General features: G+C 70.5%; 23 protein-coding genes. 11 read left to right on the top strand and 12 right to left on the bottom strand.

Translation table 11 applies throughout. The features are described from left to right. The first annotated feature begins 165 nt into the window (after positions 1–165). On the top strand, positions 166–600 hold the full coding sequence (locus tag OHN74_RS17635; protein WP_327695496.1) for an ester cyclase: 435 nt from the start codon (positions 166–168) through the stop codon (positions 598–600). 50 nt (positions 601–650) lie between these two features. Here the strand turns inward: OHN74_RS17635 and OHN74_RS17630 are convergent, their stop codons facing one another. Then, a complete protein-coding gene (locus OHN74_RS17630) occupies positions 651–989 on the bottom strand; it encodes a YnfA family protein (RefSeq protein ID WP_327695495.1) in 339 nt (112 codons plus the stop codon). Between the two features lie 161 nt (positions 990–1,150). Between OHN74_RS17630 and OHN74_RS17625 the strand changes: the two genes are divergently transcribed. After that, on the top strand, positions 1,151–1,624 hold the full coding sequence (locus OHN74_RS17625) for a hypothetical protein (protein WP_327700170.1): 474 nt from the start codon (positions 1,151–1,153) through the stop codon (positions 1,622–1,624). A gap of 16 nt (positions 1,625–1,640) precedes the next feature. Here OHN74_RS17625 and OHN74_RS17620 read toward each other — a convergent pair whose 3' ends face one another. Beyond that, the gene (locus tag OHN74_RS17620) at positions 1,641–2,441 is read right to left on the bottom strand and encodes an SDR family oxidoreductase (RefSeq protein ID WP_327695494.1); all 801 of its coding nucleotides are present in this window, start codon (positions 2,439–2,441) and stop codon (positions 1,641–1,643) included. A 137-nt stretch (positions 2,442–2,578) separates the two neighbouring features. Here OHN74_RS17620 and OHN74_RS17615 point away from each other — a divergent pair, with 137 nt between their 5' ends. The 4 genes from OHN74_RS17615 (at position 2,579) to OHN74_RS17600 (ending at position 6,546) form a co-directional block, all read left to right on the top strand. Beyond that, a complete protein-coding gene (locus tag OHN74_RS17615) occupies positions 2,579–3,688 on the top strand; it encodes an LLM class flavin-dependent oxidoreductase (protein WP_327695493.1) in 1,110 nt (369 codons plus the stop codon). Then, on the top strand, positions 3,685–4,299 hold the full coding sequence (locus OHN74_RS17610) for an FMN reductase (RefSeq protein ID WP_327695492.1): 615 nt from the start codon (positions 3,685–3,687) through the stop codon (positions 4,297–4,299). The genes OHN74_RS17615 and OHN74_RS17610 overlap by 4 nt, the downstream gene beginning before the upstream one ends. A gap of 84 nt (positions 4,300–4,383) precedes the next feature. After that, entirely contained in the window at positions 4,384–5,121 is a 738-nt protein-coding gene (locus tag OHN74_RS17605) for a response regulator transcription factor (RefSeq protein ID WP_327700169.1), read from the top strand. After that, complete coding sequence (locus OHN74_RS17600) at positions 5,122–6,546, top strand: sensor histidine kinase (RefSeq protein ID WP_327695491.1); 1,425 nt, start codon at positions 5,122–5,124, stop codon at positions 6,544–6,546. A 50-nt stretch (positions 6,547–6,596) separates the two neighbouring features. On the opposite strand, the gene OHN74_RS17595 is transcribed toward OHN74_RS17600, so the two are convergent. From OHN74_RS17595 to OHN74_RS17585, 3 genes are all read right to left on the bottom strand, one after another. Then, a complete protein-coding gene (locus OHN74_RS17595; RefSeq protein ID WP_327695490.1) occupies positions 6,597–7,166 on the bottom strand; it encodes a DUF305 domain-containing protein in 570 nt (189 codons plus the stop codon). A gap of 67 nt (positions 7,167–7,233) precedes the next feature. Then, complete coding sequence (locus OHN74_RS17590; protein WP_327695489.1) at positions 7,234–7,665, bottom strand: DUF6153 family protein; 432 nt, start codon at positions 7,663–7,665, stop codon at positions 7,234–7,236. Between the two features lie 64 nt (positions 7,666–7,729). Then, positions 7,730–9,118: a histidine-type phosphatase gene (locus OHN74_RS17585; RefSeq protein WP_327695488.1), complete on the bottom strand. Its 1,389-nt coding sequence runs from the start codon at positions 9,116–9,118 to the stop codon at positions 7,730–7,732. Positions 9,119–9,305: 187 nt separating this feature from the next. Here OHN74_RS17585 and nagZ point away from each other — a divergent pair, with 187 nt between their 5' ends. After that, complete coding sequence (nagZ, locus tag OHN74_RS17580) at positions 9,306–10,850, top strand: beta-N-acetylhexosaminidase (protein ID WP_327695487.1); 1,545 nt, start codon at positions 9,306–9,308, stop codon at positions 10,848–10,850. Positions 10,851–11,013: 163 nt separating this feature from the next. On the opposite strand, the gene OHN74_RS17575 is transcribed toward nagZ, so the two are convergent. Continuing rightward, complete coding sequence (locus OHN74_RS17575) at positions 11,014–12,342, bottom strand: glycoside hydrolase 5 family protein (protein WP_327695486.1); 1,329 nt, start codon at positions 12,340–12,342, stop codon at positions 11,014–11,016. Positions 12,343–12,350: 8 nt separating this feature from the next. On the opposite strand from OHN74_RS17575, the gene OHN74_RS17570 reads away from it, so the two are divergent. The 4 genes from OHN74_RS17570 (at position 12,351) to OHN74_RS17555 (ending at position 18,959) form a co-directional block, all read left to right on the top strand. Then, positions 12,351–13,472: an N-acetylglucosamine kinase gene (locus OHN74_RS17570; RefSeq protein WP_327695485.1), complete on the top strand. Its 1,122-nt coding sequence runs from the start codon at positions 12,351–12,353 to the stop codon at positions 13,470–13,472. 71 nt (positions 13,473–13,543) lie between these two features. Beyond that, positions 13,544–15,766, top strand: a complete 2,223-nt coding sequence (locus OHN74_RS17565; RefSeq protein ID WP_327700168.1) for a glycoside hydrolase family 3 N-terminal domain-containing protein — start codon at positions 13,544–13,546, stop codon at positions 15,764–15,766. A 218-nt stretch (positions 15,767–15,984) separates the two neighbouring features. Continuing rightward, complete coding sequence (locus tag OHN74_RS17560; protein ID WP_327695484.1) at positions 15,985–18,744, top strand: DNRLRE domain-containing protein; 2,760 nt, start codon at positions 15,985–15,987, stop codon at positions 18,742–18,744. Next, the gene (locus OHN74_RS17555) at positions 18,744–18,959 is read left to right on the top strand and encodes a hypothetical protein (protein ID WP_327695483.1); all 216 of its coding nucleotides are present in this window, start codon (positions 18,744–18,746) and stop codon (positions 18,957–18,959) included. The genes OHN74_RS17560 and OHN74_RS17555 overlap by 1 nt, the downstream gene beginning before the upstream one ends. A gap of 84 nt (positions 18,960–19,043) precedes the next feature. Here the strand turns inward: OHN74_RS17555 and cpt are convergent, their stop codons facing one another. From cpt to OHN74_RS17525, 6 genes are all read right to left on the bottom strand, one after another. Then, complete coding sequence (gene cpt / locus OHN74_RS17550; RefSeq protein ID WP_327695482.1) at positions 19,044–19,592, bottom strand: chloramphenicol phosphotransferase CPT; 549 nt, start codon at positions 19,590–19,592, stop codon at positions 19,044–19,046. A gap of 123 nt (positions 19,593–19,715) precedes the next feature. Beyond that, positions 19,716–20,411, bottom strand: coding sequence for a class I SAM-dependent methyltransferase (locus tag OHN74_RS17545; RefSeq protein WP_327695481.1), 696 nt, complete (start codon positions 20,409–20,411; stop codon positions 19,716–19,718). A gap of 128 nt (positions 20,412–20,539) precedes the next feature. Continuing rightward, positions 20,540–21,523, bottom strand: coding sequence for a DUF4232 domain-containing protein (locus OHN74_RS17540; RefSeq protein WP_327695480.1), 984 nt, complete (start codon positions 21,521–21,523; stop codon positions 20,540–20,542). 130 nt (positions 21,524–21,653) lie between these two features. Beyond that, positions 21,654–22,538, bottom strand: coding sequence for a carbohydrate ABC transporter permease (locus tag OHN74_RS17535; protein WP_327695479.1), 885 nt, complete (start codon positions 22,536–22,538; stop codon positions 21,654–21,656). Next, entirely contained in the window at positions 22,535–23,560 is a 1,026-nt protein-coding gene (locus OHN74_RS17530) for a carbohydrate ABC transporter permease (protein WP_327695478.1), read from the bottom strand. The genes OHN74_RS17535 and OHN74_RS17530 overlap by 4 nt, the downstream gene beginning before the upstream one ends. A gap of 2 nt (positions 23,561–23,562) precedes the next feature. Next, positions 23,563–24,939, bottom strand: a complete 1,377-nt coding sequence (locus tag OHN74_RS17525; protein ID WP_327695477.1) for an extracellular solute-binding protein — start codon at positions 24,937–24,939, stop codon at positions 23,563–23,565. Positions 24,940–25,199: the final 260 nt, after the last annotated feature.

Genomic DNA, 25,199 nt, shown 5'->3' with positions numbered 1-25,199 from the left:
GCTCCTCGGGTTTCGGGGTGCTCGGGGTGAGGGTCGCGCTGTCCAGGATAGGCAGGCGGGGCCGACGGGCGGCGGGGTGTCCGGAGGGTGGGCCCGCGCCGTGCTGCCGGGACCTGGCGGCGGTGGGAAAATGAGGTGGGTGATCCGCGGCAACGGAGGTGGATCATGGGAGAAGCACGTGACGTCATGGACCGGCTCACGGAGGCGCTCACCTCGACGCCCGATCTCAAGGCCGTCGCCGAGATCTACGCGCCCGACGCGGTCGCCGTCACCCCCGACGGCGGGGAGATCCACGGGCGCGACAACATCGTCGAGTACTGGCGGCAGATGACGGACGCGGTGCCCGAGGCGACGTACGAGTCCGTGCACGCGTACGAGATCGGCGACACCGCCGTCGACGAGGGCTACTTCAGCGGACGGAACACCGGGCCGATCCCGCTGCCCTCCGGCGACCACCTGCCGGCGACGCAGAAGGAGATCCGCATCCGGGGTGTCGACGTCGCGACGGTCAGGGACGGTCACATCGTCGACTACCGGCTCTACTTCGACCAGATGGAGTTCCTGGGACAGCTCGGGCTGCTGCCCGACGAGCTCGCCTGACCAGGCTGCCTTCGTTCGTCGGTCCGTTCGTCCGCACGTCAGTCGGTCCGTCAGTCGCCTCGTGGGGCGTACATGATCACGGCCATGCCCGCGAGGCAGATCAGTGCGCCCGTCACGTCCCAGCGGTCCGGGCGGTAGCCGTCCGCGGCCATGCCCCAGGCCAGTGAACCGGCGACGAAGACTCCGCCGTACGCCGCGAGGATGCGGCCGAACTGGGCATCGGGCTGAAGGGTGGCGACGAACCCGTACGCGCCCAGGGCCAGCACGCCCGCGCCGATCCACAACCGGCCGCGGTGCTCCCGTACGCCCTGCCAGACCAGCCACGCGCCGCCGATCTCGAACAGGGCGGCGATGACGAACAGGGCTACGGAGCGCAGGACCGACGACATGCGGGCAGCTTCGCACGTTCGCTCGCCGTCCCCGGTCCCGGTTCTCGCCGTCCTCTGTTCCCACCGTCACCTGTTGGAGGGCGCCTGCGGGGCGCGTCAGGTGGGATACATCGCTTCGACGACGGTGATGGTCTTCCGGGCGAGGAGTGGGTGGTGTGAGCATGCGGGTTTGGGTGCGTGGGCTGGTGGCGGGTTTGACCACGGTCGGTCTGGTCGGGGTCGGGGGGTTCGCCGGTGCCGACAGTGAGGGGCCCGAGGCGGATCTCGCGTATCACGGGGCCGTCTCGCTGGAACGTGGGCGGATCGACCTGCGGGTGACCCCGCGCAATCACGGGCCGTCCGCCGTCGCCGACGCGACCGTACAGCTGACCTGGTCGGTGCCGTTGGCCGCCCGGCAGCAGTTGCCGGACGGGTGCGCGCGGCTGGGAGCGCGGGTGGTCGTGTGCCGGACGGGGGCGCTGGCCGCCGACGGTGTGGGCGAGCAGATCGGGCTGAGGGTGCGGCTTCGGGGCATGCCCGCCGAGGTGGCGCTGGAGATCGGCACGGTCTGGAGCGGCGGTGTCGTGGACCGCAACCGGGGCAACGACCGGCAGCGAGTGCTCGTGCTCGACACCGGGGACGCGTACTACTTCTGACGTTCTCTGTCGGCGCCTACGGTTTCCGGCTCGCGCGCGGGGTCACCGTCACCTCGGGGATGGTGCCGCCGCAGCGCAGTACGGCGTCCAGGGTGCGGAGGAACTCGGAGACGTCGAGCAGGTCGCCGGTCAGGTAGCCGCGTTGCCGCCAGACGGGTACGACCTCGGCGGCGTACGTCATGTCCCAGCCGTTGTTGAACTCGGTGCGGGAGTCCCCGTCGCCGCCCCCGCAGTCCCTGACCACGAACCGGGTGAAGCCGACGGAGGGGTGTTCGACCCGGTATGCCTCGACGAGTTTCTCCAGGGCCGCCTTGCTGACGTGGTAGCCCGCGAACCCGGGCCAGGCGGGCGTGATGGACGCGCCCACCGTGGAGAGGTAGACGGCGGTGCCCGCGGCTGCCGAGAGGTGGGGGAGCGCGGTGTTGGTGACGAGGGCCGCGCCGATCACGTTGGTGTCCATGATCCGGCGCCAGGTGTCGGCGTCGGTCTTCTCGACGGGGGCGAGGGGGCCGATGCCGGTGGTGTAGACGAGGGCGTCGATGCCGCCGAGTCCGTCGGCGGCCTCCTCGATGGCCGTCCGGCAGGACTCCTCGTCGGTGACGTCGCAGGCGATGGCGAGTGCGTCGGGGCCCGCCTCCCTGGCCGCGTCGACGAGGCGGTCGTGTCTGCGGGCGAGCAGGGCGACGTGGTTGCCCCGGCTGCCGAGGTCGATCGCCGTGCACCGGCCCAGACCGCTCGACGCCCCGACCACCACGGCTCGCAGCGCACTCGTCGTATTCGTCGCACCCGTCGTATTCGTCGTACTCGGCACACTCATGCAAGAACCTCGTTCTCGTGAGATGGAAATCATCCTCCGCCGCTTTCTAGCACGGCATGGAATACCTCTGGAAGGGGCGCGGTTGTCGCACCCGGACGCTATAGTTGAAGAGTTAACAACCTGGAGGGTGAGCGACCATGCAGTTCGGGATCTTCAGCGTCGGCGACGTCACACCGGACCCGACCACGGGACGTACGCCGACCGAACGCGAGCGCATCAAGGCCATGGTCGCCATCGCGCTCAAGGCCGAGGAGGTCGGGCTCGACGTGTTCGCCACCGGTGAGCACCACAACCCGCCGTTCGTGCCCTCCTCCCCGACCACGATGCTCGGCTACATAGCCGCGCAGACCGAGAAGCTGGTCCTCTCCACCTCCACCACCCTCATCACCACCAACGACCCGGTGAAGATCGCGGAGGACTTCGCGATGCTCCAGCACCTGGCCGACGGGCGCGTCGACCTGATGATGGGCCGCGGGAACACCGGCCCGGTGTACCCCTGGTTCGGGCAGGACATCCGTGAGGGCATCAACCTCGCCGTCGAGAACTACGCCCTGCTGCGCCGGCTGTGGCGCGAGGACGTCGTGAACTGGGAGGGGAAGTTCCGGACGCCGTTGCAGGGGTTCACGTCGACACCCCGGCCCCTGGACGACGTACCGCCGTTCGTCTGGCACGGGTCGATCCGCTCGCCCGAGATCGCCGAACAGGCGGCCTACTACGGCGACGGCTTCTTCCACAACAACATCTTCTGGCCCGCCGATCACACGAAGAGGATGGTCGAGCTCTACCGGTCCCGGTACGCGCACTACGGGCACGGGACTCCCGAGCAGGCCATCGTCGGGCTCGGCGGCCAGGTGTTCATGCGGAAGAACTCGCAGGACGCGGTACGCGAGTTCCGGCCGTACTTCAACGAGGCGCCGGTGTACGGGCACGGGCCCTCCCTGGAGGACTTCACCGACCAGACCCCGCTGACCGTCGGGTCCCCCCAGCAGGTCATCGAGAAGACGCTGGCCTTCCGGGAGTACGCCGGTGACTACCAGCGCCAGCTGTTCCTGGTCGACCATGCGGGGCTGCCGCTGAAGACGGTGCTGGAGCAGCTCGACCTGCTCGGCGAGGAGGTCGTGCCGGTGCTGCGGGCGGAGTTCGCCAAGGGGCGGGCGGCCGATGTGCCGGACGCGCCGACCCACGCGTCCCTGCTGGCCGCCGCGCGGAAGGAGCAGGAGCAGCAGAAGGAGGAGACCGCCGTATGAAGCTCGTCGTCGTCTCGGCGGGGCTGAGCGTTCCGTCGTCCACCCGGCTGCTGGCCGACCGGCTGGCCGCCGCGGTGGACCGGAAGGCAGGTCCGGCCGTCGACATCCAGGTCGTGGAACTGCGCGAGCTGGCCGTGGACATCGCGCACAACCTCACCAACGGCTTCCCGGGACGGAAGCTGGCGGACGCGCTCGACGCGGTGACGCGCGCGGACGGGCTGATCGTGGTCACACCGGTGTTCTCGGCCTCGTACAGCGGCCTGTTCAAGTCGTTCTTCGATGTGCTGGAGAAGGACGCGCTGGCGGGGAAGCCGGTGCTGGTCGCCGCGACCGGCGGGTCGGCCCGGCATTCGCTGGTGCTGGAGCACGCGATGCGGCCGTTGTTCGCGTATCTGAGGGCCGTGGTGGTGCCCACGGCCGTGTACGCGGCGTCGGAGGACTGGGGCGCGGAGGGGCTCGCGGAGCGGATCGAGCGGGCGGCGGGGGAGCTGACGGCTCTGGTGTCGGGGCTGTCAGGGCTGTCGGCACAGCGGCCCCCGGTGCCGAAGCCCTTGGCGGGTGGGTTCGAGGTAGTCCCGTTCGAGCAGCAGCTGAACGCGCTCCGGAGTTGAGAACGCGGGTGAGGGTGAGGGTGAGGGTCAGGGTGAGAGGCGAGTAAGAGCCCCCCTTGGCACACTGGGCGGGTGCCCCAAACCGTGCTGCTCGCTGAGGACGACCGTGCCATCCGCCATGCCCTGGAGCGGGCCCTGACCCTGGAGGGCTACCGGGTCACCGCGGTCGCCGACGGCGTCGAGGCGCTCGCCCAGGCGCATCGCACCCCGCCGGACGTACTCGTCCTGGATGTGATGATGCCCGGCATCGACGGGCTCCAGGTGTGCCGGGTGCTGCGCGCCGAGGGGGACCGTACGCCGATCCTGATGCTCACCGCGCTCGTGGAGACCGCCGACCGGATCGCGGGCCTGGACGCGGGCGCCGACGACTACGTCGTCAAGCCGTTCGACGTCGAGGAGGTCTTCGCCCGGCTCCGTGCGCTGTTGCGGCGCACCGGCGCCGGCGAGCAGCGCCCTCCCAAGGGCGTCGCCCCCCTCGGAGTGCCCGCCTCCCCCGTGCTGAGGGAACCCGCTGTTCCCGAGCGGCAGCTCGCCGCGGCCGGGCTGCGGATGGATCTCCAGGCACGGCGGGTGTGGCGCGGGACGCGGGAGCTGGAGCTGACCCGGACCGAGTTCGAGCTGCTGGAACTGCTGGTGCGCAACGCCGGGATCGTCCTCGACCACTCGACGATCTACGACCGTATCTGGGGCTACGACTTCGGTCCGGGCTCGAAGAACCTCGCCGTGTACGTCGGTTATCTGCGCCGCAAGCTCGACGAGCCGGGCGCGCCGCAACTGATCCACACGGTGCGAGGCGTGGGTTACGTCCTCCGGGAGGACTGAGTGACCCTGCGGAGGGCGGGACTGGCCTCCTTGCGGACCACCTTCGCCGTGTCGTTCGCCGCGGTCGCCGCCGGGGTGACGGTGCTGGTCGGGTTCCTGTCGTACGACGCCGCCGCGCGGCTGGTCCGGGTGGACCAGCAGTCCGCCTTCGCCGAGGTCGTGCAGGACCTCCAGGACGAGGTGCGGCACAACACGATGACGCCGCAGGACTTCTCGTCGTCCGAGCCGGGGCACGACATCGTCCGGCCCAGCCGTACCGATGTGCAGGTGCTCGGGCCGGCCGGTGAGGTGATCGACAGCGGCAGTCCGGCGCTGCCCGTCACCGCCGAGGACCGCCGGATCGCCGCCTCCCCGGTCGCCGGACTGGCCGTGCAGCACAAGGACGTCGCCGTCGGCCAGGACGTCTATCGCGTCGCGACCGTCTCGTTGGGCGGCGAGCGGAACGTGGGGCGGGGCGCGGTGCAGGTCGCCCAGGAGTTCAGCGACACGGAGGACCTGCTGCGGGAGCTCCAGCAGCGGACGATCCTGATGATGGCCGCGGTCGTCGTCGCGGCCGGGTTGTTCGGGTGGTGGCTGGCCCGGCGGATCACGCACCGGCTGCGCATCCTCGCCTCCGCCGCCGAGGACGTCGCCCGCACCCGCCGGCTCGGCATCCAGGTGCCGGTGACCGGGTCCGACGAGGTGGGCCGCCTGGGCCGGTCCTTCGACCGCATGCTGGGCCGGCTCGCCCAGTCGGAGGAGGACCAGCGCCGACTGGTCCAGGACGCGGGGCACGAGCTGCGCACCCCGCTCACCTCCCTCCGTACGAACATCTCGCTGTTGCGCCGCATCGACGAGCTGCCGCCCGCGACCCGGGAGGACCTGGTCGACGACCTGGCCCTCGAAGCGCGTGAACTCACCGATCTGGTCAACGAGTTGGTGGATCTGGCGGCCGGTCAGTCGGACGCCGAGCCCAAGCAGCGGATCGACCTCGCCGACATCGCGGACGAGGTCGCGGTGGTGGCCCGGCGGCGCACCGGGCGGGAGGTCGTCGTCCGGGTGAGCGGTGAGACGGCCGCCGACGCCCGCCCCGCCGCGCTCCAGCGCGCGATCTCCAACCTCGTCGAGAACGCGGCGAAGTTCGACCGGGGCGGCACGACGCCGATCGAGATCGCGGTCACCGGGCCGGAACGGGCACGGACCGGCGGACGGCAGAGCGCGATCCGGGTCGAGGTGCTCGACCGCGGGCCCGGAGTCGCCGAGGGCGATCTCATGCGCCTGTTCGACCGGTTCTACCGTGCCGCCGACGCCCGTAGCCTCCCGGGTTCGGGCCTCGGGTTGTCGATCGTGCGCGAGGTGGCGATCGCGCACGGCGGGGCGCCCTTCGCGAACCGGCGGGACGGGGGCGGGGCGGTCATCGGGTTCACGGTGGGCGGGGAAGGGTGAACCGGCCGGCCCGGTAGCGGCGGTCGGCCGGCTCACCAGCGGTGTCTGGGTCAGTTCTTGCCGAGGAGCTTGTTCATCTCGGTGATCTCGGCGTTCTGGGTGCGGATGACGTCGTCGGCCATGGAGGTGGCGGGGCCGTACTCGCCCTTGGCCTTCTCGGTGGTGGCCATCGTCACGGCGCCCTTGTGGTGCTCGATCATCATGGCGAGGAACGCCTTGTCGAAGTCCTCGGCCGCCGAACCGTGGTTCATCTCCGGCATCGACTCCATGTCCTCCATACCGGGCATCGATTCCGTCGACGCCGGGACGTCCTTGCCCCAGCTCTTCAGCCACCCCGACATGGTCTCGATCTCCGGGGCCTGAGCCTTCTCGATGCGGGCGGCGAGGGACTTGACCTCGGCCGACGAAGCCTTGTCGGCCGCCTCCTCCGCCATCTCCAGGGCGCCCTTGTGGTGGGGGATCATGCCCTGCGCGAAGGTGATGTCCTGGGCGTTGTGGTCCTCGGCCGTGCTGCCGCTGGTGGTGCTGCCGGTGCTGGTGCTGTCCTTGCCACCGCACGCGGTCAGGGCGAGCGCGGCTGTGGCGGCCATGACGACGAGGGTCCTACGGGTTTTGCGCATGATGGAACTCCTGCTGTGGAGAAGGGAATTGAGGTACGCGGGGCACGCCGGAGACGTGCGGTGACCTCTAGATCCGCAGGAGTTGGAGTTCGGCGAGGGACGGTGGTGCTCTGGCGCCCTCGGGGGAGCGGGGCAGCGAGCGGTCGGCGCGGGCGGCCGGGACCGGGGCGCCGGCCGGGTCGGGTGTGAGGGCGGGGAACGTGTGGCCCGCCGGGACGGCGCCGGACGCGCAGGTCGCGTCGGCGTGGTGGGCGTGGCCGCCGTGCGAACCCATGCCGTGGCAGACGGATTCGTCGGCGGGCCCTGCCTGCATGGCCATCCGCTGAGCCTGGTGGCCATGGTGGGAGGCGTCCGTCATCCCGGCGGACATGCCGCCCGGCCCGAGGCCGTGCATCGCGAGAACGCCCGCCAGCAGCCCGAGCACGACGAACGCCCGCGCCCACCAGGTCGGTGGGTGCGTGCGCTGGTGTCGCTGTGCGCGGGCTGTCACGTGGGTCATCCTAGCCGGGGTGGCGTATAGGGATACGGGGTATCCGTATACGCGTACCCCTCTTGGCCGTACCTCAGGAAGTACGGCCGAAGCAGCGCTCCAGCTCATCCAGGTCGTAGAACTTGCTGCCCTTGGACACCGGTCGGCAGCCGGCCTTGAAGGCGGTCTCCTTCTCGTTGTAGAGCATCCGTACGAGGGTGGTGTCGCCCTTGCGGAACACGTCCCACTGGATGTTCGAGGCCATCGGTGCCACCGCCGCGCCCCGCCACGGGTTGTCGCCGTAGGTGTACGGCCGCTGGGTGCCGACCCCTCGCGTACTGCCGGGCAGGCCCATCAGTGCGGCCAGCGGGATGATCTCCTCGGCGTGCGTGAAGCGCAGTTCGGCGCCGAGGGTGCCGGCGTCGGCGGTGCTGTCCTGCGCGGTCTCGGCCTTCTTGAAGAAGTCGTCGAGCAGGACGTCCGCCATCTTGTACGTGATGTCGCTGTCGGCGAAGCCGGGACCCTTCTCGTAGAAGTCCTCGGCGTCGCTGAGATACCCGAACCAGGCGGCGTCGCCCTGCGAGATGTACCGGTCCATGTGCCAGCCCCTGCCGCCGGGGCTCTCGTCGCTCATGGCCGGGGCGATGCCGTACAGGTTGTAGACCGCCTCGGCCGCGTCCACCGCGCTGCCGGCGGTGGTCGCGAACTCACCGTCGACGATGCGCTGCACGAAGCCGCGCTTGAAGATCTTCCGCAGTACGTCCGATGCCGCGCGGTGGGTCTTCGGCTGGTCGGTGATCGACGTGAGGGTGGTGGCGAGGCGCTGGTCGTTCGCGATGTAGTCGCGGTAGGCGGCGCCACCGGCGGCCTTGTGGAAGTAGAGCAGGTCCTTGTCGGTGCGGCCCGTGCCGATGAGCGGTTCGAGCGCCGGGTCCGTGGCCGCGAGGGTGTCCGCGAAGAGCTGCCCGCTGTCGACGGCGCGGCCCTGTCCGGAGCTGACGACGTCGATCTTCTCGCCGTTCCTCGCGATGCCGGCGAAGAGACCCGGCAGCCGCTTCTCCATCCGTACGGCCGTGCCCGCGATCTCGCTCTTCCCGCGTCCGCTGAGGTTGCCGTAGCCGACCTTGGCCATGGCGGCGAGCAGGGCGCGCACCTTCGGCCCGAACTCCTTGCCGCGCGCGGTGAGTTGATCCTCGCTCTTGGCCTGGTCCCACAGCTTGAGGATCAGGTCGCCGTCCGAGCTGTCGGTCGCGGCCCGCGAGCCGTGCCGGGAGACGTTCTCCGTGAACACCGGGACGAAGCCCTTCGGGGGCTGCTGGTAGCTCCGCAGGCTCTGCTGGGGGGTGTACGAGGCCTTGGTGCCGTAGCTGTCGGCGGAGGCGGAGGTGGATCCGGAGGTGGAACGGTCCGCCGCGTGGGCGGGGAGTGCGGTGGCCAGCAGGGCGCACAGGGGTGCGGCGAGGGCGAGGGCGGTGCGGTTCATGGGCGCATCGTGGGGGTCGGGGGTGAATGCGGGGCGTCCGTGGCATGGCGTGCGAGGGGCGTATTCGGCATGTGCGGGGCAAATGAGTCGGGAATTTTGGTTGTTTGATTCACCTTGTGCTGAAGTTTTGGTGACTTCTATCATCCAACTATCTGCCCGCGAACCCAGAGGCCCTCCGATGACGTCGATGAAGTCGATGCAGCAGCAGCCCCAGCACCACCTGCCCCTCGACCTGTCCGTCGACCTGCCCCTGGACCTCGACGAAGCCGTCCACCGGTGCCTCGTCGCCGGTTTCGACGGCACCACCGGCGTCCCGGACACCCTCAAGCGGCTCATCGAGCGCGGCCTCGGCGGGGTGATCCTCTTCACCCGCAACGTGCGCGACGCGGACCAGGTCCGCCGCCTCACCGACGAACTGCGCGCCCTGCGCCCCGATCTCCTCGTCGCCATCGACAACGAGGGCGGCGGCATCGGCCACCTCGTCGCCGCGGGCGCGCCCGAGGTGCCCGGCTCGTATGCCCTCGGCGTCGTCGACGACCCGGACCTCACCGCCCGCTGCGCCGACGCCCTCGCCGGTCATCTCGCCTCGCTCGGCATCACCGTCTCGTACGCCCCCGTGGCCGACCTCCAGCACCACCCCGCCAACCCGATCGTCCGCACCCGCTCCTTCGGCGCCGATCCGGAGCTCGCCGCCCGCCATCTCCGTGCCTGGATCACGGCCACCGAGGCACGCGGTATCGCGTCCTGCGCCAAGCACTTCCCCGGCCACGGCGGCACGGTGACCGACAGCCACCACGAGATGGCGGTCGACCCGCGGTCGTACGACGAGATCCGCGCCGATGTCGAGCCGTTCCGGGCGGCCGTGGCGGCGGGCGTGCCGATGCTGATGAGCGCGCACGTGGTGTACCCGGCGCTGGATCCGGAGCGGCCCGCGACCCTCAGCCGCCGCATCCTGGGCGACCTGCTCCGTCACGACCTCGGCTTCGAAGGGGTCCTGGTCAGCGACGCCCTGGAGATGAAGGCGATAGCCGACCGGTACGGCGAGGCGGCCGGCGCCCGGCTCGCCCTGGCCGCGGGCGCCGACCAGGTGATCGTGGCGGTACCGGACCTGGCGACCACCCTGGCCTGCCGGGACGCGGTCATCGGCGCGCTGCGGGACGGCATGCTCGCGGAGGAGCGGGTACGGGAGGCCGCCGGGCGGGTGCGGAAGCTGGCGGAGCGGTATGCGGGCGTGGTGGAGGAGGGCGCGGTCGCGCCGTGGGAAGCGGGTGCGGGACTCGACGCGGCTCGGCGGGCCGTGCGGGGTGGCTCCGCCGGTTCCGGGGGCGGCGCGGTGTCTCCTCCGGGGCGGGGTGCGTACGTCCTCGATCTGTTTCCGCCGCCGCATCCCGCGCTGAACTGGGGCGGCGAGGATCTGCTGAGCGCGGTGCGCGCACTGGATCCCACGGCTTCGGGCATGGCGTTGAACGAGGCTCCGGTGGATCCGGCGGCGCTGGCCGAGGGGGTTCTGCGGTGGGCTGCCGGGGTGCCGCTGGTGGTCGCCACGTCGGATGCCGGGCTGTATCCGTGGCAGGCGGAGCTGCGGGCGGCGCTGGCGGCCGGGCGGGGGGACGCGGTGCTGGTGGACACCGGGTTGCCCGACAGCGGTGCGAGTTCGGGATCGTTGTGTTCGTACGGGCGAGGGCGGGTCAATTTGCGGGCGCTGGCCGAAGTGTTGGTGGGGGGTGCCTGAGGTGGTGTGTGGGGTGCGGGCCGGTGGGGGCTGGTCGCGCAGTTCCCCGCGCCCCTGAAAGCAGGCCGGTCGCTGCCGGCCCGGGACGAACCCGTGCCCTGGGGATCATGTCCCTTTGTCGCTGGGTTCCGGTCGGGCCGAGCCCGGGGGGCTCGGCCTCCTGCTACTTGCTGCTCGCCCCGGGCCGTACGGCTTCCTTGATGCCCCGTGCCGTCAGGTAGGTCTCGTCCTCGGCCCGCTCCGCCGGCACCACCGCCGGGCGCACGCCCTCCGCCCGCAGCCGCATCCACGCCTCGAAGAACGCGCCTCCCGGACCCGAAATCGAACGGGTCCCCGGTGCGCAGTCCAGGACCAGGGCAGTCGTACGGGGCTCGGCCCGGCGGGGTTCGGCGCGCAGCTCGGCGACCGTCTCCGCGAGGGCCTCGGCGATGGGCTTCGGGCGGCCCGTGGAGTCGAACAGGCCGAGGGTGTACTCCAGTTCGGGGAAGTCGGCCAGGGAGCGGTCGACGTCGTGGGAGCACCACCAGGTGACCCCGTACAGATTGGCGCACTCGACGGCGTTGAGCACGGTCGCGCGGGCGAAGCCGGGGGCGTCGGCCGCCGGGATGTGCGGTTCGGGGGCGCCGGTCTCCTGGACCCAGACGGGCCGGGCGGGGTCCTCGGCGTACGCGGTGGCCAACTCGACGCCGTACTCCGCGAGGTGCTGGACCTGCGGGGAGCGGGGGCCGTAGCGGCGGGCGCAGTCGGCCGAGAACACCCAGGGGTGGACGGTCGTCAGGTCGCCCTTGCCGGCCGAGGCCTCCGGGGTGAAGGGGTGGTCGTCGCTGTACCAGGCGGCGTCGTACGCGGAGTGCGTGACCAGGCCGCCCTCCGGTCCCAGTCCTGTTCGCGCGGCGGCCAGCAGGGTGTCCAGGTAGTGGTCGATGTCGGCCACCGTCACCGGGTTGTGTTCGACCAGGTTGTTGAGCTCGTTGCCGAGCTGGAGGCCGAGGAGGTTCGGACGGCCGGCCAGCGCGCGGCCCAGTGTCCGCAGCAGCTCGGCCTGCGCCTCGATCGCCTCCGGGTCGGTGAAGACGTTGCGGTGGTGCCAGCTGCGGGTCCACTCCGGGTAGAAGTCGAAGCTGGAGAGGTGGCCCTGCACGCCGTCCACCATGACGTCGAGGCCCGCGTCCGCCGCCACGTCCACCAGCTGCGCCACCTGCTCGACGGCGGACGCGCGGATGAGCGTGCGGTTCGGCTGGAGCAGCGGCCAGAGCGGGAAGATCCGTACGTGGTCCAGGCCCAGCCCGGCGATCTGGTCGAGATCCTCCCGGGCGAGGGCCGGGTCGAAGTCGTACCAGGAGTGGAACCAGCCCCGGCGCGGTGTGTAGTTGACGCCGAAACGAGGGGTGGAACGGGGGGCGGGGGGTGTGCTCACAGGTCCTCCTCGGACGTGCGTGACTGCGCCGGGCCGCGAGTCGGTCTTGTCCTCGGCGAATGTATGAACCACCATAGTGCGCGATGAGCAATGAATTGAACCAAGATTTGGGTCGGGATTCTCGGGACCCCGGCCCGGGCGAACGCGGTGTTCCGGCGGCCGACGCCCTCGTTGTCGGGCTCGACGCGGGCGGCACCCGTACGCGCGCCGTGCTGGCCTCCGCCGCCGACGGGCGCCCGCTCGGTGAGGGCGTCGCCGGGCCGGGCAACGCCCTCACCGTCCCCGTACCGCAGCTGACCGAGCACCTGGTCGAGGCCCTCGCCCTGGCTGTGCCGGAGTCGGACCGCCCCCGGGTCGTCGCCGTCGCGGGCGGCTTCGCGGGCGCCGCCGGCACCGCCGACGAACCCGGCCGCGTCAACGCCCGCACCGCGCTGACGGAAGCCCTGCGACGACTCGGCATCCTCGTCCCCCCGCGCGCGATCCGGATCAGCAGCGACATCGAGGCCGCCTTCGCCGCCGCCCCGGACACCCCGCCGGACGGTCTGGCCCTCGTCGCCGGTACCGGCGCCGTCGCGATGCGCATCACCGCCCGCCGCTGCGAGAAGACGGTCGGTGGCGACGGCTGGCTCCTCGGCGACGACGGCGGCGGCTTCTGGATCGGCCGGGAAGCGGTCCGGGTCGCCCTGCGCATGGCGGACCGGCGGGGCGGCGACACGGCTCTGGCGGCACGGGTGGGACGGGAGTTGGGGGTGCCGGAGGCGGTTCTCCCGTACGAGGGCGAGGCGTTGGCGTACGAGGATGAGGGCGACGTCGGTCGGGCCTGGTCCCGTGCCGACCGCGAGGCCTACCGACGGCACGTCCTGCCCGCCGTCATGGCGGAACCGCCGGTCAGACTGGCCCGGCTCGCCCCGCTGGTCGCCGAGGCTGCCCGGGTGGGGGACGTCCTCGCGCGGGCGATCATCGAGGAGGCTGCCGGTCATCTCGCCGACTGCGTACGGGCGTTGGAGCCGGCTCCGGGCGAGTCGGTGGTCGCGACGGGCGGTCTGCTCGGCCCCGAAGGCCCGCTGACCGCCCCCCTGGATCGGCATCTCGGCGCCCTCGGCCTGGTCGCGCACTGGGTCCCGGACGGCAGCCGGGGCGCGGTGGCGCTGGCGCGCCTCGCACTCGACACCGCCCCCGTCACGCACCCGGAGAAGCACCAGTGACCTCTCCCCACCCCCTCTACCGAGACTCCGCCGCCCCGGTCGACGCCCGCGTCGCCGACCTCCTGGCCCGGATGACCCTGCGCGAGAAGGTCGGCCAGCTCAACCAGCGGATGTACGGCTGGGACGCCTACCGCCGCCGCCCGGACGGCGAGTTCGAGCTGACCGAGGCCCTGTACGAGGAAACCGACCGCTTCGAGGGACTCGGCGCTCTGTACGGACTCCTGCGCGCCGATGCCTGGTCCGGCGTCGACCACTCGACGGGCGCCGACGCGCAGGCGGGCCCGGCACTGGCCCACCTGGTCCAGCGCCACGTGCTCGAACGCAGCCGTCTGGGCATCCCCGCTCTCTTCGTCGAGGAGGTACCGCACGGCCTCATGGCCCTCGACGGCACGGTCCTCCCCGTCAACCTGGCGGTGGGCGCCACCTGGGACCCGGACCTGTACGAGCGGGCGGCCTCCCACGCCGCCGCCGAACTCCGCGCCCGGGGCGGTCACTTGGCCCTGGTCTCGGCGCTGGACATCGCCCGGGACCCGCGCTGGGGGCGTACGGAGGAGTGCTTCGGGGAGGACCCCTACCTTGCCGCGCGCCTGACGGAGGCGCTGGTGAGAGGCGCACAGGGGGACATGGACGAGCAGGGGAGATTCTTCCCGGACAAGGCCCCGGTGGTCCTGAAGCACTTCGCCGGCCAGGGCGCGACGGTAGGCGGCCGGAACTCGGCCGAGTCGGAGCTGGGCCCCCGTGAACTCCACGAGATCCACCTCCCGGCGGCCAGGGCGGGCGTACGGGCCGGTGCCGCGGCCGTCATGGCCGCGTACAACGAGGTGGACGGCATCCCGTGCTCGGCCAACGGCCGTTTGCTGAACGGGTTGTTGCGCGGAGGCGGGGATCGTGGTGGCTGGGGCTTCGAGGGCCTGGTCATGGCGGACGGCCTGGCGGTGGACCGCCTCGCCCGCATCACCGGTGACAAGGTCTCCGCCGGTGCTCTCGCCCTCAACTCCGGTGTCGACCTGAGCCTTTGGGACGAGGGATTCACCCACCTGGCGGAGGCGGTGGAACGAGGCCTGGTGAAGGAGTCGGTGCTCGACGCGGCCGTCTCCCGGGTCCTGACCCTGAAGTTCCGCCTTGGCCTCTTCGAACACCCCTGTACGGCACCCGAGTTGCCGTCCGCCGAGGAGGGCCGTTCCCTGAGCACGGCCCTTGCGCGCTCAGCCGTCACCCTGCTCCACGACAAGGCGGGTGTCCTGCCCGTCGACCCGGCCAGGGTCTCCCGCATGGCCGTCATCGGCCCGCACTCCGCCACCACGGCCCACCAGCTCGGCGACTACACGGCTCCCCAACGCCCCGGCACCGGAGCCAGCGTCCTGGCAGCCCTGAACCGCCTCGCCCTCCCCGGGACGGAGATCCGCCACGCCCCGGGCTGCACCCTGACCGGCGGCGACCTCTCCGGCATCCCCGAAGCGGTGGCGGCGGCAGCGGCCTCCGACCTGGCCGTACTGGTCCTGGGCGGCAGCAGTGCCCGTACCCCGGACACGGAGTTCGACGCCAACGGCGCAGCGCGCACCGTGGTGTCGGAGATGACCTGCGGCGAGGGCGTCGACCTGGCCGACCTGCGCCTGGGCCGGGCCCAGCACGCCCTGCTGGACGCGGTGACGGCGACGGGCACACCCACGGTGGTCGTCCTGATCCAGGGCCGCCCGCACGCGGTCCCCGAGGCGGCGGAACACGCCGCCGCGCTGCTGACGGCCTGGTACCCGGGCCCCTGGGGCGGCGAGGCGATCGCCGAGATCCTCCTCGGCCACACGGCCCCGACCGGCCGCCTCCCCGTGTCGGTGCCGCGCTCGGCGGCCCAACTCCCCGTCTACTACAACCACAAGGACACGGAGTACGGGTCGTACGTGGACGAGGACGCTGAGCCGCTGTACTCCTTCGGGCAGGGGCTGACGTACACGACGTTCGCGTACGGCGTTCCGAACATCGTTGATGACGGCGCCAGTTGCGAGGTCGAGATCACCAACACCGGACAACGGGCCGGTCGTTCGGTGGCGCAGCTCTACATCCGCCCGCTGCGTACGACGGTGTGGCCCCGGACGCTCGAACTCCGCGCCTTCCAGGGCGTCGACCTGGCCCCGGGAGAGAGCCGTACGGTCGCCTTCACCCTCGGAACGGAACAACTCGCCCAGGTGGACGGGGCCTTGGAGCGGGTGGTGCTGCCGGGGAGTGTGGAGATCCGGGTGGCGGAGTCGGCGCGGGGGGCGCTGGGGGCCGTACCGGTCGTGCTCGGTGTCACGGTCTGATCGGTGCGGTCATCGACATCGCGAAGATCCGATACACGTCTATTGATCAACAGTCCACCCCGGTGTGCGTGTATCGAGAAACCGTGACGCACTTCACTTCTCCGAATGATCCTATTTGCCCAGATCTGAAGTGATCTACGTGCTGCCCGGTTTCGCCCGGTCGGGATAACTTCACGCTTCTCATACTTTTTTCACAAACGGATCGGACCACTCCGTTCATGCGCAACACTCAGTCCGTGGGCTCTCCGCGCCCCCGCAACCGACGCCGCATACCCCTGCGCGCCTACGCCGTAAGCGGGCTCTCGGCCCTCACCTCACTCGCTCTGCTCGGCTCCGCGGCACCGGCCGCTCCTGCCTCGGCGAGCACCCCGGGCACGTCCGCGGCGGCCGGGGGAACCGTCGCGGACGTGCCCCGACCGGGCGTCGTCACCGAGGCGAACACCCCGGAGGCGGCCATCGTCGCCGCCAAGGCCGGAAACCGGCGGGTGGAGGTGCTGGAACGCCGTACCGAGTCCTCCACCACCTGGGCGAGTCCGGACGGCACCCTCGTCACGGAGCTCAGTTCCGGCCCCGTTCGCATGCTGCGTGACGGCGACTGGGTGGACGTGGACGCCACACTGACCCGGCGTCCCGACGGGAGCGTGGTCGCCAAGGCCCACCCCCAGGGGCTGCGGCTGGCCGGAGCGGGTGGAGTGAAGGCCCGTTCGGTCACCGCGGCGGCAGCCGCACCGGACTCCGCCAACCGCGATCTGGTCACGCTCGGCATGGGCAGTCGCCGCATGGCCGTGCAGTGGAAGGGCGGGCTGCCCACCCCGGCCGTCGACGGCCACCAGGCGGTGCCTGGCGCCGACCTGGTCGTCGACGCCACCCGCGAGGGATTCGAGCAGTTCCTCGTCCTCAAGGACCGGCCAGTCGGCAACAAGGCTCCGTGGACGGTGCCACTGACCCTGCCCGGGCTGAGCGCGGTGCAGCAGAAAGACGGTTCGGTCTCCCTCACGGACCGGAAATCGGGCGACGAGGTCGGCACCATGCCTGCGCCGGTCATGTGGGACGCGCGCGTCGACCCCCGCTCCGGCGAGCACACCAACTCCGTACGGGTTCCCATGACCCTGTCCCAGGACGGTGACACGGTTGAACTCACGCTCACCCCGGACGCCGGTTTCCTGTCCGACCCGGACACCCGGTACCCCGTGACGATCGATCCGGCCACGGACGCCCTCGGCTCCCTCTTCGACACGTTCGTCCAGGACGGCGACACCACCGACCAGTCCGCGTCGACCGACCTCAAGCTCGGCTGGCCCGGCGACTACGCGGACACCGCCAAGTCCCGCAAGCGCATCGCCCGTTCGTATCTGACCTGGGACACCTCGGTGTTCGCCGACGCACTGGTCAGCAGCGCCAAGCTGTCGCTGTACAACTACCACTCCTGGTCGTGCGAGACGCGCCCGTGGGAGGTGTGGGCGGCGAACGGAGCCGACACCGACACGCGCTGGAGCAACCAGCCGGCGCGACTGGAGAAGATCGCCACGTCGAGCGAGACACGCGGCGCCTCCTGCGACAACGCCGGCTGGGTCAGTGCGGACGTCACCTCTCTCGCCCAGACCTGGGCCAGTGCCAAGGCCGAGACGGGCAGCATCGCGCTCAAGGCCGCGAACGAGTCGGACACCTACGCCTGGAAGCGTTTCTACTCCTCCGAGTCGACCGCCGAGCAGATTCCCCAGCTGACGGTCAGCTACAACTACCGCCCCAAGTCCGGCAGCAACCTCCAGGCCGGGCCGCCCTTCTACACGCAGGGCGGCATCTACCGGGTCAACTCCACGACGCCCACGCTGAGGTTCACCCCCGAGGACTCCAACAACGACGACTCGGTTCGCGGCACCTACCAGATCACCGACACCGCCACCGGCCAGGTGGTCACGAGCGTCGTCGCGGCCCCCGTGCCCACCGGCGAGACGTCCAAGGTCGTCGTCCCGGCGGGCAAACTGGTCAACGGCAGGACATACTCCTTCCGGACCACCACGGACGACGGCACACACTGGAGCAACGGCTGGTCCGAGCCCGTCACCTTCACCGTCGACACCGGCATGGTGCTCACGCCCGAGATGAAGGCGCTGGCGACGGTCAACACCGCTCTGGACGCCGCCGACGTCACCCCGGCCACCACCAGCGACAGCACCTACGCGGCGATCGCGGACACCGGCAGCAACACGGTCGGCGTGCCCTGGGGCACCGCTGACACCATCAGCGTCCAGTCAGCCGACCGCGGCGGCATGGGAGTGGGCCTGCCCATCACCCAGCCCCGTGGTGTCGCCCTCAACGGCAACGTCGTCTACGCCGACCCGAACGGCCCCGTCGACACCGTTGCCCAGCCGACCCTGGAGGGCGGCGTCCGCACCCTCCAGGTCATCAAGAACGCCACGGCGCCCCACGAGTACACGTCCACGATGCGGCTGCCCGCGGGCGCGACGCTCACCCCGTTCGACGGGGACACCGTCCTGGTGTCCTCCGGCACTGACGAGAAGCCGGTGACCCACGGCCTCATCGACGCCCCATGGGCCCGGGACGCCAACGGCAACGCGGTTGCGACGTCGTACCGTGTCGAGGGTGACCGGCTCATCCAGACGGTCGGCTTCACCGCCACCACGGCGTTCCCGGTGGTCGCCGACCCGAAGCTGACCTTCGGACTGGGCATCTACTTCAACGCCAAGGGCGTCGAGTGGAAGGCCTACGGCGACATCGCGATCGTCTCCGGCTGGGGTGGCTGGCTGTACAGCTGCACTGTCGCCAAGCTCCCGGCCAAGATCGCCGGCATCGGCAAGATGATCTGCGGGGCCGCGGGCCTGAACGCCTGGACGAACCTCGCCAAGTGGCTGAAGCAGATCAGCAACTGGAAACTGTCACCGATGGGCTGCTACCAGACCAAGATCGTGCCGTCGAACAAGAAGCTGACCAAGGTCAGCAAGAAGAACTGCCGCTGATGGCCGCCCCCCGAGAGGTGACCCGCGTGATCGTACGTACGCCCTGGTGGCTCAACCTGATCGCCCTCGTCGCGGCCATCGCCCCCTGCGCGGCCCTGGGGCTGCCCTGGTACGTGGCGGCCGTCGCCGCGCTGGTGACCGGAACCGTCGCCGACCAGATCTGGCAGGCGCTGCTCCGGCGCCGCGAACGCGGTGCGGGCGGCAGCCCGGAGTAACGGCGGCAACCGAAGGCGAACGAGCGCTGGGCGGGAGTCCTGATCACCCGCCCAGCGCTTCGGCGCTGCCTGGAGCGCTCGTGGTCACTCGACTTCGTGAACGCGGGCGGCGATGGTTCGCGCGCACACCAGGGACCCGGTGTGCGACGTGTCGACCTCCAGGTCGTAGACGACGCCCTCGTGCACGACGTTCGCCTGCGCGGCGGCCATCCCCACGGCCCGGTCTCCCCGGGAGACCTCGCGGCGTGCGGCTACGGCGGTCTCGCACCGGACACCGACCCACAGCACGGGCAGGTCACCCACTCCGTCCACTTCACCAAGAGCCTTGCGCCAGCGCCGCTGGGACGCCGCTCCGCCGAGGAAGACGTCGTCGATGACGACCCGGGCGCCAGCCCGGACCATCGCCACGACGCCTTCCCGCCAGGCGGCCTCCAGTGCCAGGAAGTCCGCCCCGACGCTCACTTCGCCGTCCGTCGTGATCGCGATCCCCGCGTCCGACTCCCGCATCCTCGCGGGCAGGGCGTCGACGAACGAGTCGCACCCGAACGCCAGCCACGGGTCCGGCAGTTCGGCCTGCAGACACCGTACGATCTCGGACTTCCCCGAGCTGGAACCACCGTTGAGGATGATCAACTGAATCTGAGGCTGGGCGTGAGGCTGAACAGGAATCGGCACTGCGCCACACTAGGGTGCCGGCCCCGGGGGGACGAAACGAATTGCGGCCGTTGATGTCGGGGCGCCAACTGTGACAAACCACTATGACGGTGTGGAGGGTTCGGGTTTCCGGGCCAGGACGGTGGCGAATGCCCTCTTCGCGCCTGCTGCTTCGGCGGGCTCCTGCGACAGCCGCGCCGTGATCACGAATCCGGCCCGCCTCAGCAGCTCGGCGATCCGTTCGGCCGGGAGCAGATGGGACTCGTAGGACACCGGGTGGCCGCCGTAGGCCTGTGTCGGACTCAGACGCAGAGGCTCGTCGGTAGCCACGTGGCCGGCCAGCATCAGGAGGCCGCCGGGCGCGAGGGTGCGGTGGAACTCGGCGTACACGGCGGGCAGATGCTCGGGTGGGGTGTGATGGGTGGAGTAGTAGGCGAGGATGCCGCCGAGTTCGTTGTCCCGGAGCGCGAGGGCGGTCATCGAGCCCACGGTGAAGTTCAGCTCCGGGTGGGCGCGGCGGGCCAGCTCGATCATCTTCGGGGACAGGTCGATGCCGAACGCGGGCACACCCAGGGCTGCCAGGTGCGCGGTCACCTTGCCGGGGCCGCATCCCAGGTCCGCGACCGGGCCGAGGCCGGCGGCCTGCACGGCTTCGGCGTACGCGGCCAGCATCGCGCGCGACAGGGGGTCCAACTCCGTCGGGTTCTTGACGAGTTGGACGTAGTCGGCGGCGACGGTGTCGTAGGAGTCGCGGATCGCGGTGAGGTGAGAGGGAGAGGGGGAGGGGGTGTGGGTCACGCGGCGACTTTAGGGGAGGGCGGTGACAGCGGGACCGCGGGTCTCTGGACCGCGGGTCTCCGGGCCGAGCCGCTGGACGGGCCTGCGTGGATACGCGGCGACCCGCACCACCGGGCCTGTCGTCCGGACTAGCGCTCAGCCTTCTCCCACGGTCTGACCCCGAGCTTTCCGGTGGTTCCGAGGTCGAGGTTCGGGGTGACCGTCACCGGGTCGGCACCGGCCTTCGCCCGGACCTGCACATAGGGCACGTTCACCGGTGTGCCGGACGTCGTGGTGTTGCGCCAGACCAGGCCGGCGGTCGCCGACTCGCCGGGTTTGAGTGTGATGGGGCGGGGCTGGTTGTCGGGGCTGGCGCCCGTGGTGATCTCGCTGCTGCCGTCGAGGATCTTGATGCCGTCGACGGGCTTGCGCTCGTTGTCCAGGAGTTTCAGCAGCGGATAGCCCTCGACGGTGTAGTCGCGTGTGCCGCAGTTGTCGAGACGCAGGCCCACGACGCGCAGCCCCATGGCCGCGTCGCCCGCGTCGGCGCTGACCCGGATCCCGGAGGCGGGGCAGGTGCCCGGCTCGGCCGGCGCCTCGCTCGCGGGGACCTTGGTCACTTCGAGCACCTTGGCCCGCGTCACCCGTGGTGCGCCGGGGGGCAGTTCCCCGGCCCGGACCGTGCCCCGCACCGTCTTCCCGGGGCCGACGTCGCGCACGGTCGAGGTCTGGCTGGTCACGGCCCCGCCGTCATCGCTCATGAAGGTGAAGACGACCGAGTAGGTCAGGGTCTCGGTGCCGTTGTTGGTGACCTCGTAATCGGCGACGACCCCCGAGTCCGTGGCGAGGCCGAGGCTGTCGGCGGAGACGGAGTAGCTGCGGGTGGGTGTGGGCGACAGCGAGGGTGAGGCCGATGGGAGGCTCAGCCTGGTGATCCGTACGCCGTCCTTGCCCGGATCGTCGACCTGCGTGGCAGACGGCGGTTCGGCCGCGTCGGCGTCGGCGCCGGTGTTCCCGGCGCCCGCGCGCTCCGTCCCGCAGGCCGTGAGCAGCAGGGCGGTCGCGGCGAGAGCCGACAGGAGGGGAGCGGTCCTGGCGAGAGCCGGGCGGTGGAAGGGGGCGCGTCTACGCATCCGGCCATCTGATCAGGGTGTGAACCCGGCGCCTGTGACGGAGGCCATAGTTCCGGCCGCAGGGGTGTCACAAGGTCGGCGGGCATCGAGGCACCTGATGTCTCCCCGCCCGCCCCTCGTCCTCAAGCCCTCAGATCTTCACAGCCCCCGCAGCCACCCCCCGATAGAACCACCGCTGCGTGATCGCGAACAGCACCAGCACCGGCACCACCGAGATCACCGAACCGGCCATGACCATCCGCTGGTCGTAGCCGAACGACGACGACTGGAGTCGTGAAAGGCCCAGCGTCAGCGTCATGTTGCTCTCGGAGCGCAGCACGATCAGGGGCCACAGGAAGTCGTCCCAGGCGCTGATGAACGTGTTGATGACGACCACCATGATCGCGCCCCACGCGGACGGCAGGTACAGGTACTTGAAGCGTTGCCACTCGTTCGCGCCGTCCAGCATCGCCGAGTCCTCGATCTCGCGCGGGACCGCGAGGAACGCGCCGCGCATCAGCAGGACGTTGATGGCGCCGACGAAGCCCGGCAGCCACACGCCGGCCAGGCTGTCGATCAGGCCCAGGTCGCGGATGCTGATGAACAGCGAGACCATGATCGACTCGAAGGGGAACATCATCGAGGCGATCAGCACCACCCAGACCGCCCTGCGGCCCTTCCAGGAGGGCTTGGAGAGCATGTAGCCGGCCGTCGTGGAGAAGACCAGCTGGCTGGTGACCGACAGGGCGACCACGATCAGGCTGTTCTTGATGTACGACAACACCGGCACCTGGTCGAAGACCGTCCGGTACGCGCGCAGGGTCGGGTGGTGCGGCAGCAGGGTGGCGTTCGCGCCGAAGACGTCCTCGCTCGTGCCCTTCAGGGATGCCAGCAGCTGCCACAGCAGCGGGCCCACGGTGAGGCCGAGCACCAGGAGGAGGAGCAGATAGCGGACGATCAGCTCGCGCGGGCGGCCGTAGTCACGCCAACGCGGCATCAGGCGACGGCCCTTGGTCTCGACGACGGTCGTCGTCATGACTCGTCCTCCTTGGTCAGGCGCTGCGCCAGCAGGGTCAGGCCCAGGGTGAGTGCGAACAGGGCGACGCTGACGGCCGAGCCGTATCCCGCGTTGCCGGTGATCGGGTCCAGGCCGACGTCCCGGATGTAGAACGGCAGGGTGCGGTCGGCGCCGCCGGGGCCGCCGGTGGAGCTGCCGAGCATGTAGATCTCGGTGAAGACCCGGAGTGATCCGATGCCCGTCAGGGTGCCGACGAGCATCATGGCCGTCCGGACGCCGGGGATCGTGATGTTCCAGAAACGGCGGATCGCGCCGGCGCCGTCCATCTGCGCGGCCTCGTGCAGTTCCTTGGGCACGTTCCCGAGGGCGGCCAGGTAGAAGACCATGTACCAGCCGAGGCCCTTCCACAGGGTCAGGCCCATCGCGGAGAGCAGGATCAGCCACGAGTCGGAGAGGAAGGGGATCGCCGACCTGATCAAGTGGGCTTTCTCCAGCCAGGTGTTGACCAGGCCGTCGTCCGCGAGCAGCCACTGCCAGCTCAGGCCCACGACCACGCTGGAGGCGAGCACCGGCGTGTAGAAGGCGGAGCGGAAGAAGCCGATGCCGGGCAGGTTCTTCTCCACCAGGACGGCGAGCATCAGCGGCAGCAGCACCATCAGCGGCACGACGATCACCGCGTACAGGATGCTGTTGCGGGTCGCGAGCCAGAAGTCGTCGTCCTGGAGCATCCGCGTGTAGTTGTCGAGTCCGACGAAACCCGCGGCGCCGCCCAGCGGCTTGGCGTTGGTGAACGACAGCAGGACCGTGTTGAGGAAGGGGAACACCCCGAAGACCACCGCGCACACGATCGCGGGGGCGGTCCACAGCCACGGCAGCCACCAACGGCGGTACATGGCAGCTCCGTTGGCCCCGGGAGCGGGACCGGGCAGCGCGGCCCTGGCGATCCGGCGGAGGCGGGAGGGAGGAGGGGACGGGACCGGGGCCGGCGTGGAGGCCAGGGCCTCTACGCCGGACACCGGGTTCGTGATCTGTGCCGTCACCGTCAGCTGCCCTGCTTCAGCAGCTCGTTGGACTTCTCCTGGGCGTCCTTCACGGCGTCCGCCGCGCTCTTCTTGCCCTGCATGGCCAGCTGCACCTGGGACACGATGGCGTTCTGCACGGCCGGGGAGAGGTTGGTCTGGTTGGTGGAGGCCGTCTTGAGCTGGTCGGCGACGAGCTTGCGGGCCTGGGAGAACGGGTCGGTGCCGGTGACGTTCTGGAAGAACGGGTCGTTCAGCGACTCGGTGGTGGTCGGGAAGATCACCACGGCCGGGTCCTTGCACCAGGCCGTCTGGTTCTCGGCGTTGGTGAGGAACTCCGCGAACGACAGCGCGGTGGCCGCGTGCTTGCTGGTCGCGGCGACCGAGATGTACTGCGGGGCGCCGGCGGAGGCGACGCCGAGGGCGTCGTAGGGCTGCTGGCCGACGGCCGTCCTGGCGTAGACCGACGGGCTGTTCTGCTTGACGAACCGCACGAAGCTCGGGTTCGTCGAACCGTAGGCCACCTTGCCCTGGCTGTAGAGCGTGGACGGGTCGTTGCTGGAGGACAGCGAGTCCTTCGGCATCGCGCCCTCCTTGTACAGCTTCGCCATCCACTCCACCCACTGGGTGGTGCGCGGGTCGTCGCCGAAGACGGCGGACTTGCCGTCGTTGGAGAGGACCTTGATGCCCATCTGGTCGAAGTCGGCCGGGATGCGCCAGATCGGGTTGGCCATCGTCGCGAAGTACTTGCCGTCGGAGGCCTTGGCGACCTTCTCGTAGTCGGCGAAGAGCCCGAAGATGCTCGTCGGAGGCTTGGCCGGGTCGATGCCGGCCTTCTCCAGCAGGTCCTTGTTGTACGTCAGCAGGACGCCGCCGGTGTACCAGGGCAGCGTGGTGTGGATCGACTTGCCGGAGGCGTCCGCGAAGGTGGCGGTCTTCCAGAACGACGGGACGAAGGGCTTGGACGAGTCCGGGTCCTTGGTGCCGATGTCGAGCAGGTAGCCGGCCTTGGTGAGGGCGGTCGCCGTCGGCGCGTTGACGTTGATGACGTCGGCCATCGTGCAGGCCTGGGCGTCGGCGACGGTCCGGCTGGTGAAGGTGTTGTCGCCGGGGTCGTCGATCCACTTGACCTTGGTGCCGGGGTGGGCCTTCTGGAAGTCGGCGATCACCCCGTTGAAGAAGTCGCCGAAGTCTTTCTTCAGGTTGGTGGTCTGGAAGGTGATCGTGCCCTTGACGTCGCCGGTCAGCTTCCCCGACCCGACGTTGCCCTTGTCGACCGAGCAGCCACCGGCGGTGGCGCCGCCGCTGTCGTCGGAGCCTCCGGAGAGGCCGCATCCGGCGGCCGTCAACGTCAGTACGACGAGACAGGACAGGGACCCGGTCAGTCTTCTTGCGCGCATTGCTGCTGCCCTCCTGGACGCGGATGCTGGGTGCTGGTTCAATTCACCAACTTTGACTCCGGCTGATGAAAATGTGGACCAGAATTCATCGGAGGTCAATGGGGTGCCGTGTTGCTTTTAGGTTCCGGAACCGACGGCGACCGCTTCGCGGGTGGTGTTCGTGGTCCGGGTGGGACGAGCGATGCCCGGGGAAGACGCGGACGCCCATCGTGGCACCGCTTGGATGGTTCAAACAACCATCTTCAAGTTTCCTTGGTGGT

It is taken from the genome of Streptomyces sp. NBC_00459, assembly GCF_036013955.1.
Taxonomy (GTDB): Bacteria; Actinomycetota; Actinomycetes; order Streptomycetales; family Streptomycetaceae; genus Streptomyces.
Note: the sequence above shows the minus strand (reverse complement) of the source record. Positions and strands in the feature narration are given on the sequence as shown.